Source organism: Halobacillus aidingensis (assembly GCF_900104185.1).
GTDB lineage: Bacteria > Bacillota > Bacilli > Bacillales > Halobacillaceae > Halobacillus > Halobacillus aidingensis.
In genome coordinates this window covers 104,497-122,436 of sequence record NZ_FNIZ01000005.1, presented here as the reverse complement: position 1 = coordinate 122,436, position 17,940 = coordinate 104,497, and the positions used below count along the sequence as shown (strand labels likewise).

Genomic DNA, 17,940 nt, shown 5'->3' with positions numbered 1-17,940 from the left:
AAATTACTATCATTCACAATTTTATTGTAAATGATTTCACGCCCTTGTCCAATTTCTCTTTTTTAGGTAGAATGTCAGTAGGATTGACTGAGAAGGAGGTTACACACCTTGGCTACAAAAAAACGTTCAAAACGCGAACGCCGTATGAAAGTCGTGATCTATGTCATGATTCTGTCTATGCTTCTATCTAGTGCATTGGCTGGCGCGAGTTTCTTCTTATAATAAATGAATGAAAAAAGCCGAAGAGATGGAACTTCCATCTCTTCGGCTTTCTTAGTTTCTAGAGTTGTTTCTGTAATTGGTTTTCTTCCCAGAAGCGATATAAATCAGGCATTTCCTTTTTACTATCTACAATCAAAACATCCGCCTCAGCAGGAACCATGTCAAATAGAGCCTCGACATCTTTGTTATTCATCCGGATACAACCAGCCGAGACTGATTTACCTATGGAATCCGGCTGATTGGTTCCATGAATGCCATAAATTCTACCGTCTGTCCCTCTGGCATCAAAACCGATCCACCTGCTCCCAAGTGGGTTCTTTGGATCACCACCCGGAATATCTTTTTTACGATAGTACGGATCTTTGGCTTTCACTTTAACATTGAACTGCCCCTCCGGCGTCAAGTCCTTCGTCTTCCCTATGGCCGCAGGTGCCTTGAAGAGAACTTTGTCGCTTTGGTAGAGCACAACCTCATGGGTCGCTTTGTTTACAATAATAACGGGCTCAGCCGGTGTGTGAGGAGGAAGTAAAGGGTTTAATAAACTGAAAAGTAAAAGGAAGCTGTACAACTTAATCATCCTCTTTTACTAAGAGTTTCCCCTCACGTTCTCCCCCCTATACATCACTCTTTTTGAACGATCGCTTAATGATCAGGTAGTCCTCTATTTCATTTAATAAATGGAATAGACTCGCTCTTACTTCAAACTCTTCCCGCGTTTCCGGCAATCGGTCTTCCCGGAAGTCCTCTTTCATCTCTTTTAACATCCTCAAATAGATAACAGCTGTATTCCCGGGATGGACAGCATCGGCTAAATCATCGAAAAACTCCGCCATGCGAATGCCGTGGATGTCAGAAGACGATATACGGCTTACAAGTGGAAGCATACGCTCCAAGAGTTCAAACTGTTTGGTCCGCATATGAAAATAGTGATAAAAATGATTGTGGGAACGCAACAAATGATTTTCTACATCTCGATAAGAGAGAGATTTGGCTTTTTCCAGAAGATTAGCGGTCTCCGTTAACTCCTTGCCTGTCCAATCATTATCTCCATTCCGTAGAAATTGAGCAATTTCTCTCAAAATAATGGAAAAGTTGCTTTCCACCTGCTTTCGATACTGATTCAACTTCTTCTCCAGACTAGGCATATATAAATTCAGCAGTAAGGCTGTTCCAATCCCCACTGTTATTAACAACACTTCATTCCATATAATACTCCAGCCGATATCCCCTGAACCGTAGAGGTGAAGGATGATGACTGAGCTGGTTACGATTCCAGGTGTGATTTTAAACCACACCGTAGCAGGAATAAAGGCAAATAACATCAGTCCGATCGAAATGGGATTGTATCCCAATAGCTCAAAAAAGGCAAATGAAAACCCCATCGCTAATAAACAAGCGGAAAAGCGATGCCACGCACTTAAAAATGAACGTTTTCTCGTAATTTGGATACAGAGAATGGTCAAGATCCCCGCTGATGCGAAATTCTCCAGCTGAAGCATCTGAGCAATCCATATGGCAAATGGTGTTCCCAATGCCGTCTTAATTGTCCGATATCCTATTTTCATTGCTGTGTTCACCTCCGTTCTTTCTTTATAACACTGACCTAAGAAAATCAAGCGTTTCATTATGTAAAGACCGTGCGTTACGTAAAAAAGGATCTTTGTTTTAAAAACAAAGATCCTGGGCTTATTGTATTCTTATACTTCTTCGCAATACTCTTCAAAACTGCGTTGAAGCTTTCCGATGACTTCCATCGGTTCAAATCCTTCAATGTCGTGACGCTCGACCATCGTCTGGATTTTACCGTCCTTCAAAAGTGCAAAAGATGGAGAGGAAGGCGGGTATCCTTCAAAATATTCGCGAGCACGATCTGTCGCTTCACGATCCTGCCCAGCAAAAACAGTAACCAGCTGGTCCGGGCGCTTATCGTAGTGAATCGCATGAGCTGCCGCCGGACGGGCAATACCGCCTGCACATCCACATACAGAGTTGATCATCACAAGGGTTGTACCTTCTTTATTTAGTGCCTGATCGACTTCTTCAGGTGTCGTCAGTTCCGTATATCCTGCTTGTGTAATTTCTTCACGTGCTTTTGAAACAACGTCGTTCATAAAAATATTAAAATCCATTTGACATGGCCCCTTTATAGAAATGCTATGAACATTTTACCAAGATATCTGACATCTTTCAATTGAATTGTCTAATCGTTGATTTCGAGATGCTTGAAAGAGCATAGGAACATTTGGTAAGGGCTCGCTTTCCAAACGCCCCTTACCATATAGGATTCTCGAAATCGCAAAAGTCTTCTATCCATTAGAGTAGTTCCACAGATATTATACCTTCTATAAAAGTTTCGAAACTAATCACCTATAAGAGAAAAAGCCTTGATGAAGAAGATGATAAAAAGCTGTCCTCCATGGTAGGGGACAGCTTCTTTGCATTAGTATACAGATGTGTTGTCTTCTGACATTTTCTCTAAGATTTCTTTCACACGGGCAAGGAAATTGCCGGCGACGAGGCCGTCAAGAACCCGGTGGTCTAAGGATAGACATAGGTTGACCATGTCACGCGCTCCGAACATGCCATTCTGATAAACCGGCTTTTTCACGATGGATTCTACTTGTAAAATAGCGGCCTGAGGGTGGTTGATGACACCCATGGACTGTACGGAACCGAAAGAGCCTGTGTTATTGACGGTGAAGGTACCGCCTTCCATATCTTTCGATGTCAGCTTACCTTGACGTGCTTTGTTGGCAAGGTCTGTAATGTCTTTTGCAATTCCTTTGATGCTCTTTTCATCAGCATCTTTGATAACAGGAACGAACAATTGGTCGTCTTTAGCCACGGCGATGTTCAAGTTGATGGCTTTGCGCTGAATGATCTTTTCTCCTGCCCACATACTGTTCAACTGTGGATATTCTTTCAATGCTTGAGCGACAGCTTTTACAAAGAAAGCGAAATACGTCAGGCTGAAGCCTTCCTGTTGCTTGAACTGGTTTTTCTTTGCATTACGAAGTTCAACCAAATTCGTGACATCTACTTCAACCATCATCCATGCATGAGGAATTTCTGTCTTAGACTTCACCATGTTCGCTGCAATGGCTTTACGGACACCTGTGACAGGGATCTCGATGTCCCCTTCACCGGCTTGTACATTCGGCGTCTGTGGCGAAGAGCCTGGAGTTGGAGCAGCTTTCTGCTCTGCTTGTACAGGTTGCTCGGCAGGTGCTTCTGCTTTTTCTTCTCCAGCTTTTGGAATATCTCCGCTCGCAATGATTTTCTCAATATCTTTACGTGTAATTCTTCCACCGCGACCGGAACCATCGACTTGATTCAAATCAATATCATGTTCCTGTGCAAGCGTCATGACCGCTGGAGAATACCGCTTTTTATTGCCTTTGTCCTGTTTTTTCTCAGGCTTCGTGGAAGCTGCTGATGGTTTTTCTTCAGCCACCGGCGTTTCCTGTGCAGGCGCCTGCTTATTCTCTTCCTTCTCAGGTTCTTCAGCAGACCCCGCTCCCTCTATTTCGATGTAACACATGAGTTCACCGACTTCGATGGTATCTCCTTCGGATGCGACGAGCTCTTTGATCACGCCGGAAAAAGAAGATGGGACTTCTGCGTTCACTTTGTCTGTCATGACTTCTGCAATAGGATCGTATTTATTCACCTGATCTCCAGGCTGAACAAGCCATGTACTGATCGTTCCTTCTGTGACACTTTCACCAAGCTGAGGCATATTGATTTTTTCTAAACCCACAGGAAATCTCCTCCTTCAATTAAAATTCCGCAAGATCTCTCATCGCTTTTTCTACTTTATCTGGATTCATCATGAAGTGCTTCTCCATCGTCGGAGCATAAGGCATCGAAGGGATGTCTGGACCTGCGAGTCGCTGAACGGGAGCATCCAGGTCGAACAGGCAATTCTCACTGATAATTGCGGACACCTCTGAGATGATTCCACCTTCTTTATTGTCCTCAGTTACAAGCAGGACTTTACCCGTTTTGGATGCCGCTTCGATGATTCCTTCTTTATCCAGAGGATACACTGTACGCAAATCGAGAATATGTGCATCAATGCCCTCTTCAGCCAACTTCTCTGCTGCTTGCAAGGCAAAATGGACGCATAGGCCGTAGGTAATAACCGTAATGTCCGAACCTTCGCGCTTCACGTCAGCTTTGCCGATGGGAAGGGTATAATCCTCATCTGGCACTTCGCCTTTAATGAGACGGTAGGCACGTTTATGTTCAAAGAAAAGGACCGGATCATTATCACGGATCGACGCTTTTAACAAACCTTTGACATCATAAGGAGTCGATGGCATCACAATTTTCAATCCTGGCTGATTCGCGAAAACCGCTTCAACGGACTGGGAATGGTAAAGGGCTCCGTGGACACCGCCGCCATAAGGGGCGCGGATTGTAATAGGAGCACTCCAGTCGTTATTGGAACGGTATCGGATTTTAGCGGCTTCTGAAATAATCTGGTTGACCGCCGGCATGATAAAGTCAGCGAACTGCATCTCAGCTACTGGACGCATGCCATACATAGCTGCACCGATTCCAACACCAGCGATTGCGGATTCAGCTAGTGGTGTATCAAGAACTCTGTCTTCGCCAAATTCATCATAAAGACCATCAGTCGCGCGGAATACGCCTCCACGTTTTCCAACATCTTCACCAAGGACGAACACTTTTTCATCCCGCTTCATTTCTTCTTTCAAAGCTTGAGTGACGGCTTGAATATAAGATATAACTGCCATTATTGCTCCCCCTCCTTACTCTTCGTACACATATTTCATTGCTGATTCCGCTTCCGCATAAGCCGCATTCTCGGCATAGTCAGTCGCTTCATTGACGATTTCACTGATTTCGTCATTCATTTCCTTTTCCTTTTCATCTGTCAGAACACCTGTGTCACGCAAATACTGAGCGAAAGTGACGATCGAATCCTTTTTCTTCGCTTCATCCACTTCTTCTCGCTCCCTGTACGTACGGTCATCATCATCACTGGAGTGTGGAGTGAGGCGGTAGGATACAGTCTCAATCAGTGTTGGTCCTTCTCCATTACGCCCACGATCCGCTGCTTCTTTCACCGCTTCATAAACAGCTAGAGGATCATTGCCGTCTACTGTGAAACCTGGCATACCATAACCGATAGCACGGTCAGAAACTTTTTCACACGCCAACTGTTTCGATACTGGAACAGAAATGGCATATTTATTGTTTTCAACCATAAAGATAACGGGAAGCTTGTGTACACCTGCAAAGTTCGCACCTTCGTGGAAATCTCCCTGGTTGGAAGAACCTTCACCGAATGTTACGAGTGAAACAAAGTCTTTCTTCTCCATCTTCCCTGCCAGAGCAATACCTACTGCATGCGGCACTTGTGTAGTAACAGGTGATGAACCGGTAACGATTCGGTTTTTCTTTTGACCGAAGTGACCCGGCATTTGGCGGCCACCCGAGTTCGGATCTTCTGCTTTTGCAAAACCGGACAGCATTAAGTCCTGAGCGGTCATACCGAATGACAGAACGACACCCATGTCCCGGTAGTAAGGCAGAGCATAATCTTTTTCACGATCAAGAGCGTAGGACGCCCCTACTTGGGCAGCTTCTTGACCTTGACAGGAAATGACGAATGGGATTTTACCCGCGCGGTTCAGCAACCACATTCGTTCATCGATTCTTCTTGCTAACAACATCGTGCGAAACATGTCCAACACTTGATCATCACTTAAGCCTAAAGCTTTATGGCGATTTTCAGCCATGAGGATCCCTCCTTCAGATTTATCCATGGATTTGGTTGCCGTCGACGGCCATAGCCGCTTCCCCGATCGCTTCCGAGAGCGTTGGGTGTGGGTGAATCGTTTCAGCGATTTCCCATGGGGTCGCATCAAGAACTTGAGCCAGAGCTGCTTCTGAAATCATGTCCGTTACATGTGGCCCGATCATATGCACGCCTAATAGATCATCGCTTTCTTTATCTGCTACGATCTTAACGAAACCATCTGTTTCTCCATGAACGAGTGCTTTCCCGATCGCTTGGAATGGGAACTTGCCTACTTTCACATCAAACCCTTTTTCTTTTGCTGCTTTTTCCGTCAAACCGACACTTGAAACTTCAGGGTTGGAGTAGATACAGGATGGCACTTGATCCTGGTTCATCGGATGTGGATTTTGGTCTGCCATATGTTCAACAGCGATCATCCCTTCATGAGAAGCCACGTGGGCCAGCTGCATGCCTCCGATAACATCACCGATTGCGTAAATGTGGCTTTCCTTCGTCTGATAAACATCATTAGTTTGAATAATCCCGTTTTCGACTTGAATATCTGTGTTTTCAAGACCGATATTGTCAACGTTCGCTGATCTACCGACAGAAACCAACATGCGTTCCGCTTCATAAGTAACCGTCTCGCCGTCCACTTCTGCATCAACTTTTACACCATTGTCTTTCTCGATCGTATCAGGAAGAACCTTGGCGCTCGTAACAATATCGACGCCTTTCTTTTTCATCTGCTTCAACATTTCCCTGGAAATATCTTCGTCTTCAGTAGGAAGAATGTGTGGCAAATATTCAAGAACCGTCACTTTCACACCGAAGTCTGCAAGCATAGATGCCCATTCGATTCCGATGACCCCTCCACCGACGATGATGATCGATTCTGGTAGTTCTTCCATATGAAGAGCTTCATCAGAACTCATGACAACTTCACCATCGATTTCAAGTCCCGGCAATGATTTAGGACGGGAACCTGTCGCCACTAACACATTTTTAGGGATCAACATTTCGTTTTCTTCCCCATTGTTCATCTCCACAGAAATCGTTCCTGCTGTCGGTGAAAAAATAGAAGGACCTAAAATCCGGCCAAAACCTTCAAAGACATCGATTTTCCCTTTTTTCATCAATCCTTGAACACCTTTATGTAGTGTGTCTACAATCGATTGTTTCCGTTCTTGGACTTTCGTAAAATTCAAGGTTGGGTTTTCTGTTGAAATACCATACCGATCGGCTTCTTTCGTTTGTTTAAATACTTCAGCACTTCGAAGCAAAGCTTTCGAAGGGATGCACCCTCTGTGTAAGCATGTCCCACCAAGTTCTCTTTTTTCTACAATCGCTGTTTTCAAGCCTAATTTTGAAGCTCGGATGGCGGCCACGTAACCGCCTGTGCCACCTCCGAGAATGACCAAATCGTATTCTTGTGCCACCTTGGACTCTCCTTCCTATTCTTGAAAGTTAGGATATTGTTTTGGAACTTCTTCTTTATTGAGGACACGTAACGTCCCCTCATTCAACGCTTCCAGCTCATTTTCACCAGGATAGACGAGGACATCTGCAATCCAATGGACACGTTTTGAAATTTCTTCTACGAACGCTTTTCCATAAGCAAGACCACCTGTGAGTGCAATCGCATCCACTTTGCCTTCCATAACGGCACTCATACTTCCGATTTCTTTGGCAATTTGGTAAGCCATAGCTTCAAAGACAACTTTTGCTTTTCGGTCACCATTAGCAACCATCTCTTCGACTTCACGGGCATCGTTTGTATCCAAGTAAGCCATAAGACCCCCTTGCCCTACCAACTTCTTCATCACTTCATTGCGATAATATTGGCCGGAGAAGCATAAGGAAACAAGGTCACCAGCAGGAACGGTACCTGCCCGCTCTGGTGAAAACGGTCCGTCTCCATGTAAACCATTGTTGACGTCAATGACTCGGCCGCCAACGTGGGCACCCACTGTAATTCCACCGCCCATATGAGTGACGATCAAGCGGGCATCCTTATAGGACAGACGGAGATCAGCTGCCGCTCTTCTCGCGACAGCTTTCTGATTCAAGGCATGGAAAATACTTTTTCTTGGTATTTCAGGTACACCAGAAACACGGGCTAATTCATGGAGTTCATCCACCACGACCGGGTCGACGATATAAGCGCCTATGTTCAACCCTTGAGCAATTTCACTCGCAATGATCCCACCAAGATTTGACGCATGTTCTCCATTGTATCCATTTTTCAAATCTTCAAGCATTGCCTCATTAACCTCATATGTCCCACCTTCGATTGGACGCAGCAATCCGCCTCTCCCGCACACGGCACTCAATTTGCTGATGTTGATGCCTTCACGGTCAAGCTCGTCGAGAATGACACGTTTACGGAATTCATATTGATCAATGATTCGCTTGTATGAACTGATTTCCTCCGCCGTATGACGGATGGTTTTTTCAAAAACGACTTCCTGATCATCAAAGACTCCGATCTTCGTAGATGTGGAGCCTGGGTTGATGACCAGAATACGATGTGTTTGCAATTCCGAAACCCCCGTTAACCGTTCTGTCTTCTGCTTAAGATGTGTTGACCATTTTGAAGGAACTGACTGCGGGACCTGCGCATACGTTCAATCCGTTCTTCTGCCATACGGTCTGCAGCTACATATGTTGGAATGTTATCACGGCGTGAAATTTCAAATACTCGTGATACGTTGTCATAAATAGTTTCTACGCGCTTCATCGCACGATCTTTATTATATCCGTGCAGCTCATCTGCTACGTTGATGACGCCTCCCGCATTGATTACATAGTCCGGCGTGTAGACAATGCCTTTTTCATGAAGAATATCGCCATGTTTCGTTTCTTTCAACTGGTTATTCGCCGCACCAGCAACGACTTTCGCTTTTAATTGAGGAATCGTTTCATCATTAATCGTTGCACCAAGAGCACAAGGAGCGTAAATGTCACAATCCACACTGTAGATATCGTCAGGATCAACCGCTTTTGCACCAAATTCTTCTACAGCACGCTGAACCGCTTCTTTGTTGATATCTGTAACAACAAGATGGGCTCCTTCTTCGTGAAGATGACGACAAAGGGTAAAGGCCACATTCCCGACTCCCTGGACTGCTACCGTCTTCCCTTCTAAGGAATCCGTTCCGAATCCTTCTTTCGCCGCAGCTTTCATACCACGGTACACTCCGTAAGCAGTCACTGGTGACGGGTTTCCTGAAGAGCCGAATGCAGGAGAGATTCCTGTCACATAATCCGTTTCCTCATGGATAAGATCCATGTCCTGAACAGTTGTGCCTACATCTTCTGCAGTAATGTAACGACCATTCAGACCTTGGATATAACGACCGAAAGCACGGAACATCTCTTCATTTTTATCTTTTTTAGGGTCACCGATGATAACCGTTTTTCCTCCACCAAGGTTGAGGCCGGCTGCAGCATTTTTGTATGTCATTCCTTTTGCCAGACGCAGGGCATCTTCCACTGCATCGTCTTCAGAAGCGTATGTCCACATACGTGTGCCTCCGAGAGCAGGTCCAAGCGTTGTATCGTGGATGGCGATGATTGCTTTTAGACCTGATTGTTCATCTTGACAGAATAACAATTGCTCGTAATCGTACTCTTGCATATAGCTGAAAATTTTCATTGTGAATCCTCCTATTGTTGACTGGCTTGTAAAGCTAAAGCCAGTGAATAAATTTTGCTCTCGGCATCATCCGCTCTGGACGTCAATACGATCGGAGCTTTAGCGCCGCTGATTACGCCCGCCACTTTTCCATTGGCGAAATATATGAATGACTTGTACAAGGCATTGGCCACTTCAATGGATGGCACAACAAGTATGTCCGCCTGCCCCGCTACTTCTGATACAATTCCTTTTTGTTCTGCTGCTTTTGGATCAACCGCATTGTCAAAGGCAAGGGGACCATCCACGATACAGCCCTTCAGTTGCCCGCGCCTGTTCATTTGCGTGAGCATTGCAGCATCTTGAGTGGCTGTCATGGAAGGGTTCACTACTTCTACTGCTGCCAGCGGAGCTACCTTCGGGTTCTTCCAGCCTGCCCTTGTAGCTACTTCCACGGCATTATTGATGATTTGAGCTTTTTCCTCAAGACTCGGCGCGATATTCATCGCTGCGTCTGTGAGGTAAATCAGTTTATCCCTGCCTGGAATTTCAAACAAAGCCACGTGGGACAGTACCGAACCTTTCCTGAGCCCATACTCTTTATCCAGGACTGCTTTCAATAAAGATTTTGTATCGATATGGCCTTTCATGACAACATGAGCTTCACCGGAGTGGACGGCTTTCACAGCGACTTGTGCACTATCCTTTTCACTTGCATGAATCACTTCAATGCCTGCCTGTGATAAATCCAAACCAACAGCTTTTGACTTGTTTTCAATCTCTGTTTGATCTCCTACAAGAAAGAAATCAGCCAGGTTGGATGCCCGGGCCATTTTAACTGCTTTCAATACTTCATCATCTGCTGCTTGAGCAACAGAGACCGTTTTCGGTGAACGACGGTCAATTTGATCGACTAGTTCATCTAACTTTTTCATGTGTCACCTCTTCCCCTCTTCTATACATGCAATATTCATGCCAACTTCTATAAACACCAGAATAGGTTCACCTGGAGGTTTGCACCTCTGCAAAAGTCTGCACTATGAAAAATTTTGCATGCTGTTTTTGTCTAGTTGATATTTTTCTAATTTATAATATAAATTCCGAATGGAGATACCTAAAGCTTTGGCTGTCTTCGTTTTATTAAAATCATGAGACCGGTAAGCGTCGGCAAGCAAACTCTTTTCATATTCATCTACAGCCTGCTGCAAGGTTTCTCCCAGCCATGGCGCATTTTCAGTAGGTCGGCCTGATTCCGTCGTCGCCTTTTTCAGCCGAGGAAGGTGCTCCACCTTTATCGTATCTTCCATATTCTCCATATAAATCATCGCTCGGCCGATAATGTTTTCTAGCTCTCTTACATTTCCCGGCCAATCATATTCTTTCAACATACGAAAAGCCTCCTCATCGACTGAGGTTACATGCCTTCCATAGTCTTCATTCAGCTTTTGAATCAAATGGTCGGTCAAAAGCTGGACATCTTCGATTCTTTCACGAAGGGGAGGAATGTAAATCGGAAGCCGGTTCAGACGATAATAAAGATCTTCACGGAAATTCTTGTTCATAATCGCTTTTTCCAAATTGACATTGGTGGCAGCAATTACGCGGACATCCACATGGACAGGCTTCGTACCTCCGACCCTGATGATTTCATTCTCTTGTAGCACCCGCAGCAATTTTGCCTGCATCGGCAATGTCAGTTCACCGATTTCATCAAGAAAAATACTTCCGTGGTTTGCTTCTTCAAACAGCCCTTTTTTACCGCCTCGTTTCGCTCCTGAAAAAGCACCATCTTCGTATCCAAACAATTCGCTTTCCAGTAAGGATTCAGCTATGGCCGCACAATTGACACGGATAAACTTATTATGGCGCCGCTTGCTCTCGTTATGAATCGCATGGGCGAAAAGTTCTTTCCCGGTTCCCGATTCCCCTCTCAACAAGACGGAAGCAGGCGTGCGTGCACCGACTTTCGCTTGTTCAAGAGCCAAGGTCATTTCCTGGGAATCTCCGATGATATCATCAAACGTGTACTTCGCTTCCAAACTGCGAATGATTTGCCTCGCTCTTTTGAGTTCACTCGTCAATGCTTGGATTTCCGAAACGTCATGAAGGACCCCGACACTCCCCTTCAACTTTCCATCCACGATAACAGGGGCGACATTAACGAGGACATCTTTTTTCGAAGGCCCTACCTTCATACGAACCCCCCGGACAGGCCTTCTTGTGCGAAGGACTTTCATGTGCATACTTTCTCCTTCAGATATATCGACCGTTGCGGGCTTTCCAACGATTTCTTCTTCAGAGAGTCCGGTAATCCTCGTATATGCAGGATTAATCATTAAACCGCTTCCATTTTCATCGACAACCGAAATCGCCTCATCCGAAGAATGAATGATGGCCTCAAGCATCGTTTTCACTTCTTTAAGATCTGTGATTTCCTCAGCAAGATTGACTACTTCCGTAATATCTTTGAAAACAGCAAAAGCACCGATCACCCTTTGATTTTGCCCGATCATCGGAATTCTTGTAGTCACTACTTTCTTCCCATTTCCTAAGGCAAGCTTCTGATTCACTTCTTCTTCGCGGGAGGCGAGGACTTGAGGAAGCCTCGAATCCGGAATGATTTCATTTATGGGTTCTCCAATCATAGATGACCGCCCCATACCTACGATGCGCTCCGCACTTCGGTTGATAAATGAAACTTTCCCTTCCTCATCTATCACAATCATCCCATCATGAATACTGTTCAAAATCAGGTGCTGATTTTCCGTCTGCTGTTTCAATTTTTGCACAAGCGATTCCTTTTCTTCCAATAATTCTGCGGTCACATAAGCTACCGAGCCTGGAATGACAACCGTCGAGCGTTTTCTGGTTTCACGGATTTCATTAAACACATGTTCTTCCCCTGTAGCTTCGATCACGATATCGATCTCTCTATGTATCCAATCCTGCCAGCGGCGGTCTGTAGAAATCCCGTAACTCTCAGCAAGCGCTATCCCCGGTGCATTTGGGTCGATGTCCGTTACCGCAATCACTAACATACGGTCCATTTTCTTCAACAATTTCAACAGGGCGGTTCCACCTTTCCCTGCTCCGACAATCAACACACGTTTCATTTCACCACACCCTGCAACTTTTTGCGTAACTTTATCGTACCCTAATCTGCATGTTTTAGCAAGTACGTCTATAGTTCCAACTTGCCCTGCCATTTGATATACTTATTCATGGATTGAATTAAAGGAGTTACGAGTATGCGATTAATTGCTTTACTTTTATTAGTCACCCCCGGTGTGATCGCCGTTTATGGAATAAAATTGATTCGAGATGCTCTTTTCGGAGAATTTCACACCATCTTTTTTCACATTGCCATCCAGGGTCTCGTTGGCATTCTATTTGTAGTTGGAGGATTGGCCTTCATTGGTGGCTTTATCCTCCACAGGGACAGAAAGCGCAACTTGACCAAAGGACGGTTTAAACAAAAGGATTAGGCCATAGGTGAAAACAACAACTATGATGAAGGAGTTTTGCTCTGTGACAGAGTTTGAAATGTTTAGAAAGCAATACCCTTTCGATTTGCTTTCTGAGGAAGAGTTTGAAGAAGTATTTGGTAAAGCCATGGTCAGAGAATTTTCAAAAAACGAATTCATCATCCATGAAGACCAAGAAGATGATACGATCGATATCCACTTCATGGTCTCCGGACTTGCTAAAAACATCATGCACCGGTCGAACGGCCGGCAATTATCGGTAAGGTTCTATTACCCCGGAGACCTGGTAGGTGTGATGATCCTCCTCACAAGTGGTGAAATGCGCTTTTCTGTTCAGGCTTTAGAACCAATCAAAACCATTTGTTTTGAACGTGAATCCTTCTTGAAAGTGATGTCAAACAACAATCACTTTTCGAAAGTCGTGATGGATGGCATCAGCCACTTGATGAAAAGCTTATACGATGAAGTAAAATATAAGAGCTCTACGACAGATGAGCAGGATGACCGTGAACTGTACAAAAAACGTGCAGACGCTTATATGGAACCGCCTACGTTCATACACCCTGAAGCCTCGATCGAAAAAGCTGCCCGTATGTTGCAACAGCAAAAGATTGAAGCTCTGATTGTCAGTGATGATCAGCAATCTATGCTCGGAATGATTGGTTATGGGGAAATACTGAGAGCTTACTTTGAGAACGATCACAAAAATCCAGTCAAAGCTTATATGGCTGAAGAGGCCTATGAAATTAATGAACAGGAATTTATCTATGATGCTTTGAGTTACTTGAAGCACCATCCTACAGAAATCATCCCTGTTCTTCATAAGGACAAGGTCGTCGGAATTTTAAGACAGTCCTCGTTTTTCACAATCAAAAATTCCGTTTACTTCGACCTGACTTATAAAATTTCAAATGCTATTACTATAGAAGAAATCAAACCGTTGTCACCGATTCATAATGAACGCTTCCAAAAATTCGTGGCGAGCTTGATAAAAGATCATATGTTCGCTTATGACATCGCGGAATTGATGACGAACTACAACGATCGTATTCACAAACAAGTCGTGCAAATTGCCGAAGACCAAATGATCCGTGAAGGGTATGGAGCTCCACCGATCAATTACTGTTTCCTGGTCATGGGCAGTGAAGGACGGAAAGAACAGGCCTTTTCCACCGACCAGGATAATGCCATCATCCTTGCCGATTATGACAACAGTAAGCATAAAGCGAAAATCGAAAAATATTTTGAAATCTTCACCAATAAAATCAATGATATGTTGAACGAATGTGGTTTTCCTTACTGTACAGGCGGCATTATGGCCAAGGAACCGAAATGGCGTCAGCAGATGAGCGATTGGCATGGGAGTATCGATCAGTGGATCAACAAAATGGATGCAGAAGAAATCCGGGATTTCACCATTTTCATGGACTTCCGTCCGATTACTGGCGATTATTCCCTTGCCTATGATCTAAAGAAATATGTAACAAAACGTGTTCAGAAATCATTGAATCTGCATCAGTTGCTTATGAAAGATACACTTCGGTTCCGAGTCCCTGTCCAGCCATTCGGAAGAATTTCAGGAATCGGAAAAAAACGAACGCTCAACTTGAAAAAGTCAGCGATTATGCAAATCGTCAATGCGATCCGTATTTACAGTATGAAATATGGAATCGAAGAGATTAATACCGTGAACAGGCTTGAAGCACTGGCTGAACAAGAACGTTTCCACCCCCGGGATGTAGAAAATGCGAAAACAGCCTTACACCGTCTCATGTTGTTTAGCCAACCTTCAACAGTTGGATGACGAAGAACCATTAAGCAATGATTTAAAACTTGGACCTATGAAAAAAGAGGAACGTCGATCACTTAGAGAAGCGCTCATTATCGCCAAACGCCTTCAGCAGGTGCTGGAATTGAGCTATAACCGAAATCGGGTGGTCTAATGCTTCCAGTTGACTTACAAATTATTAAGTATTTGCTTTTTGAGAAACCGATGTACTATTTCAAGATTAAACCTTATTTGAAATGGCACACATACCATGAATTAGAAAAGCAGTTGACCATTTTCAATAAGAAGGAAAGTTTTCACCAGAAGCAATTAAAGGACTTGGATTTTACCATCTTTGACCTTGAGACAACCGGATTCTTACCAGAGATCGGGCATGAGATCATATCCATAGGTGCAATAAGGCTCCAAGGTCTGCATGCCTGCCGAATGGAGAAGTTCCATCAGGTGATCCGACCCATTCGCCCTGTCAACAAACAGACGCTGCGTTTAACAGGATTATCCCGGGACCGCCTCAATAATGCCAGCCCTTTCATTGAGGGTTTCCAAAATTTCATGGATTTCAGTGAAGGATCTGTTCTTGTAGCCCACCCCGCAAAATTTGATATGCGGTTCTTAAAGGCCATGTTAAAAAGGTGGAAGCTTCCTGATTATGAACCACACGTGATCGACTCCCAGCTTATGGCGCAGTGGCTCCTGCCGAATGTAAGGCACCAGCTTGACCCTTTGCTAAAGTATGTAGGCATTGATAAAAGGGAACGACACCACGCATTGAATGATGCCATTATGACGGCAGAGCTATTTCGATATTTGCTTTCAAAAACGATTGACTATGACGTTCACACATTAGAACAATTGAATGAAGTGTTATCTCAACAGAAAAAAACGAAGCAGTGATCCTCACTGCTTCGTTTTTCTGTTTTTTTCACATAAGCTCCCTTTTCTGGAAGACTCAGTTTCAAGATAACCGGGAATCGTTTGCTTTTTTTGAGTGTCAGGGATAGCTGGAAAGCTACTCGCTTTCCTGTGGGGGAGTGGCGAGCTACCTCGGACTTCGCCCTGCGGGATCTCGCCCATCTCCTTTCTCCCACGGGAGTCTCGCAGCTTCCCAACCACCCCATTCTAAGTATAGGAGAAACGACCCCCTATACCAGAACTGGATGTCTTCCAGTCATCATGGGCTTTAGATAAAAGTGCTTTATATCAGGCATCAGGGAGATAAATACCTGGGATAGGTGTTTCAATTTCTCCATCCAGTTGGAAATGAGAAGATTCTTGAAGTGTTCCGAGATACTAATACGGCAAAAGGGGCGGAGGGGAATGGCGAGACTCCTGCGGGAAAAGAGTGCTAGGTGAGACCCCGCAAGGCGTCTGCCTGAGGAGGCTCATCGCGCTCCCGCGGAAAGCGAGCTATTCCCCGCAGCCCCCATCCATTCAATAAAAGTCTCGAAATTGAGTCTTCCACAATCCTGCCATATACTTTAATAACTTCCCTCATCATTAACAGTTAGGAAGTCTATTCGAAGAACGTTCGGTACAGAGATTGGACGGCTTTGCCCAAACCTGCGGACTTGACCCCGAACATCATTGAAACTTCAGATGACCCCTGGTTAATCATTTCAATATTGACCTCTGCCTCTCGGAAAGCTGCTGCTGCGCGACTGGCGATACCGATCGTCTGGTTCATTCCTTCCCCTACGATCATAATCATGGCCATTTCCCTTTCGATCAAGACCGTATCCACTTCTAACTCTTCTTTAATCCGCCTCACGACCTTTTCCTCTTTTTCAGGTGGAAGATGATGTTCACGAATGACAACGGACATGTCATCGATTCCAGACGGAGCATGTTCGAAGGATACTTCTTCATCTTCTAAAATTTGAAGCAACCTACGACCGAAGCCGATCTCACGGTTCATTAAGTATTTACTCACATATAAGTTCAAAAATCCGTCATCACTTGCAATACCCACAACGTGACTTTCCCTTTCAGGTAGATCAGCCACAATCATCGTACCAGGTGCCGCTGGATTGTTGGTATTTTTGATGCATACAGGAATCTTTTCTTTAAATGCAGGAATAAGAGCTTCGTCATGAAAGACTGAAAAACCTGCATAGGAAAGCTCTCGCATCTCACGATATGTTAAGGAGGTCAACTGTTTGGGTTGATCTACGAACATGGGATTGACGCAATAGACGGAATCGACATCGGTGAAGTTTTCATACAAATCCGCCTTTAATCCTGCCGCAACAATCGACCCGGTAATATCTGATCCTCCACGGGAGAATGTTACTAATTCACCTTCAGACGTATAGCCAAAAAATCCAGGAATAACAAGGATTTCATTACGATGTCTCAAGCTATACAATTTCTCAAAACTTTCTTCTAAAACCAATGCTCCACCAGGTTGGTCTCGCACGAGAATACCCGCCTCTTTTGGATTTACATAAGATGCATCAGACCCTGCCTTCTGCAAATAAGCACTTAAAATATGAGCAGAGCCATCTTCTCCACAAGCTTTCAAGGCATCAAGAGCATGCTCAGATCCATCTTTCACCAATTCGATCGCTTCATCGATTTTATCTTTTACTTGTTCCGCAACATGAAAGGAGAGATCGAGCTCTTCTGTCATCGATTGAAAGCGATCGATAATTTTTTTATAAACGGACTCATCCATTTGATGCATTTGAATGGATGTCCCTAGAGCAATGAGGAGATCCGTCACTTTTTCATCTTCGCTATGACGTTTTCCTGGAGCGGACACGACAACTACGCGTCGGTCTTCATCTAAATCAATAATATTTTTCACTTTTTTTAATTGTCCGGCATCTGCAAGAGAACTGCCTCCGAATTTTACGACTTTCATTTATACAACACCCCATTAGTGAACGAAAGTAATTAATAATTAAGAATTGTATCACAAAAGAGGTGTACAATTGAACAAAATTTAGAAAAAAAACATACAAACAGAGAAATTTGACGGAAACATGGGAATTTTTACATTTATTCTATAAATTTGTTACATCTTTTGGTATTT

Annotated in this window: 17 protein-coding genes; 5 read left to right on the top strand and 12 right to left on the bottom strand. The window is 44.3% G+C overall.

Features of this window, described 5'->3' with window-relative positions; genetic code table 11:
- Positions 1-108 precede the first annotated feature (108 nt).
- The gene (gene prli42, locus BLS23_RS21705) at positions 109-222 is read left to right on the top strand and encodes a stressosome-associated protein Prli42 (RefSeq protein ID WP_226590761.1); all 114 of its coding nucleotides are present in this window, start codon (positions 109-111) and stop codon (positions 220-222) included.
- Positions 223-280: 58 nt separating this feature from the next.
- On the opposite strand, the gene BLS23_RS06810 is transcribed toward prli42, so the two are convergent.
- The 11 genes from BLS23_RS06810 to BLS23_RS06760 all read right to left on the bottom strand — a co-directional run bounded on the left by BLS23_RS06810 (position 281) and on the right by BLS23_RS06760 (position 12,745).
- Positions 281-799 (bottom strand): L,D-transpeptidase, encoded by a 519-nt coding sequence (locus BLS23_RS06810; RefSeq protein WP_089651793.1) that lies wholly within the window; start codon positions 797-799, stop codon positions 281-283.
- A gap of 37 nt (positions 800-836) precedes the next feature.
- Positions 837-1,787 carry an aromatic acid exporter family protein gene (locus tag BLS23_RS06805; protein ID WP_089651792.1) on the bottom strand — a complete coding sequence of 317 codons (951 nt, stop codon included), beginning with the start codon at positions 1,785-1,787 and terminating at the stop codon, positions 837-839.
- A gap of 132 nt (positions 1,788-1,919) precedes the next feature.
- Positions 1,920-2,351: a BrxA/BrxB family bacilliredoxin gene (locus BLS23_RS06800; RefSeq protein ID WP_089651791.1), complete on the bottom strand. Its 432-nt coding sequence runs from the start codon at positions 2,349-2,351 to the stop codon at positions 1,920-1,922.
- Between the two features lie 311 nt (positions 2,352-2,662).
- A complete protein-coding gene (locus BLS23_RS06795; protein WP_089651790.1) occupies positions 2,663-3,982 on the bottom strand; it encodes a dihydrolipoamide acetyltransferase family protein in 1,320 nt (439 codons plus the stop codon).
- A 19-nt stretch (positions 3,983-4,001) separates the two neighbouring features.
- On the bottom strand, positions 4,002-4,985 hold the full coding sequence (locus tag BLS23_RS06790) for an alpha-ketoacid dehydrogenase subunit beta (protein ID WP_089651789.1): 984 nt from the start codon (positions 4,983-4,985) through the stop codon (positions 4,002-4,004).
- 15 nt (positions 4,986-5,000) lie between these two features.
- Positions 5,001-5,993 carry a thiamine pyrophosphate-dependent dehydrogenase E1 component subunit alpha gene (locus tag BLS23_RS06785; RefSeq protein ID WP_089651788.1) on the bottom strand — a complete coding sequence of 331 codons (993 nt, stop codon included), beginning with the start codon at positions 5,991-5,993 and terminating at the stop codon, positions 5,001-5,003.
- 19 nt (positions 5,994-6,012) lie between these two features.
- Complete coding sequence (gene lpdA / locus BLS23_RS06780) at positions 6,013-7,434, bottom strand: dihydrolipoyl dehydrogenase (protein ID WP_089651787.1); 1,422 nt, start codon at positions 7,432-7,434, stop codon at positions 6,013-6,015.
- Between the two features lie 15 nt (positions 7,435-7,449).
- Positions 7,450-8,535, bottom strand: coding sequence for a butyrate kinase (buk, locus tag BLS23_RS06775; RefSeq protein ID WP_089651786.1), 1,086 nt, complete (start codon positions 8,533-8,535; stop codon positions 7,450-7,452).
- 14 nt (positions 8,536-8,549) lie between these two features.
- Entirely contained in the window at positions 8,550-9,653 is a 1,104-nt protein-coding gene (gene bcd, locus BLS23_RS06770; RefSeq protein ID WP_089651785.1) for a branched-chain amino acid dehydrogenase, read from the bottom strand.
- Positions 9,654-9,664: 11 nt separating this feature from the next.
- On the bottom strand, positions 9,665-10,567 hold the full coding sequence (yqiS, locus tag BLS23_RS06765; RefSeq protein WP_089651784.1) for a phosphate butyryltransferase: 903 nt from the start codon (positions 10,565-10,567) through the stop codon (positions 9,665-9,667).
- A 102-nt stretch (positions 10,568-10,669) separates the two neighbouring features.
- A complete protein-coding gene (locus tag BLS23_RS06760) occupies positions 10,670-12,745 on the bottom strand; it encodes a sigma 54-interacting transcriptional regulator (RefSeq protein WP_089651783.1) in 2,076 nt (691 codons plus the stop codon).
- A 135-nt stretch (positions 12,746-12,880) separates the two neighbouring features.
- Here BLS23_RS06760 and BLS23_RS06755 point away from each other — a divergent pair, with 135 nt between their 5' ends.
- The 4 genes from BLS23_RS06755 to BLS23_RS06745 are packed head-to-tail and all read left to right on the top strand — an operon-like array spanning position 12,881 to position 15,800.
- On the top strand, positions 12,881-13,117 hold the full coding sequence (locus tag BLS23_RS06755) for a DUF2627 domain-containing protein (RefSeq protein WP_089651782.1): 237 nt from the start codon (positions 12,881-12,883) through the stop codon (positions 13,115-13,117).
- Positions 13,118-13,160: 43 nt separating this feature from the next.
- Complete coding sequence (locus BLS23_RS06750) at positions 13,161-14,921, top strand: DUF294 nucleotidyltransferase-like domain-containing protein (protein ID WP_279615118.1); 1,761 nt, start codon at positions 13,161-13,163, stop codon at positions 14,919-14,921.
- Complete coding sequence (locus BLS23_RS22115) at positions 14,863-15,060, top strand: putative nucleotidyltransferase substrate binding domain-containing protein (RefSeq protein ID WP_279615117.1); 198 nt, start codon at positions 14,863-14,865, stop codon at positions 15,058-15,060. The genes BLS23_RS06750 and BLS23_RS22115 overlap by 59 nt, the downstream gene beginning before the upstream one ends.
- On the top strand, positions 15,060-15,800 hold the full coding sequence (locus BLS23_RS06745; protein ID WP_089651781.1) for a 3'-5' exonuclease: 741 nt from the start codon (positions 15,060-15,062) through the stop codon (positions 15,798-15,800). Before BLS23_RS22115 ends, BLS23_RS06745 begins: the two co-directional genes overlap by 1 nt.
- A 619-nt stretch (positions 15,801-16,419) precedes the next feature.
- Here BLS23_RS06745 and BLS23_RS06740 read toward each other — a convergent pair.
- Positions 16,420-17,769, bottom strand: coding sequence for an aspartate kinase (locus BLS23_RS06740; RefSeq protein ID WP_089651780.1), 1,350 nt, complete (start codon positions 17,767-17,769; stop codon positions 16,420-16,422).
- Positions 17,770-17,940: the final 171 nt, after the last annotated feature.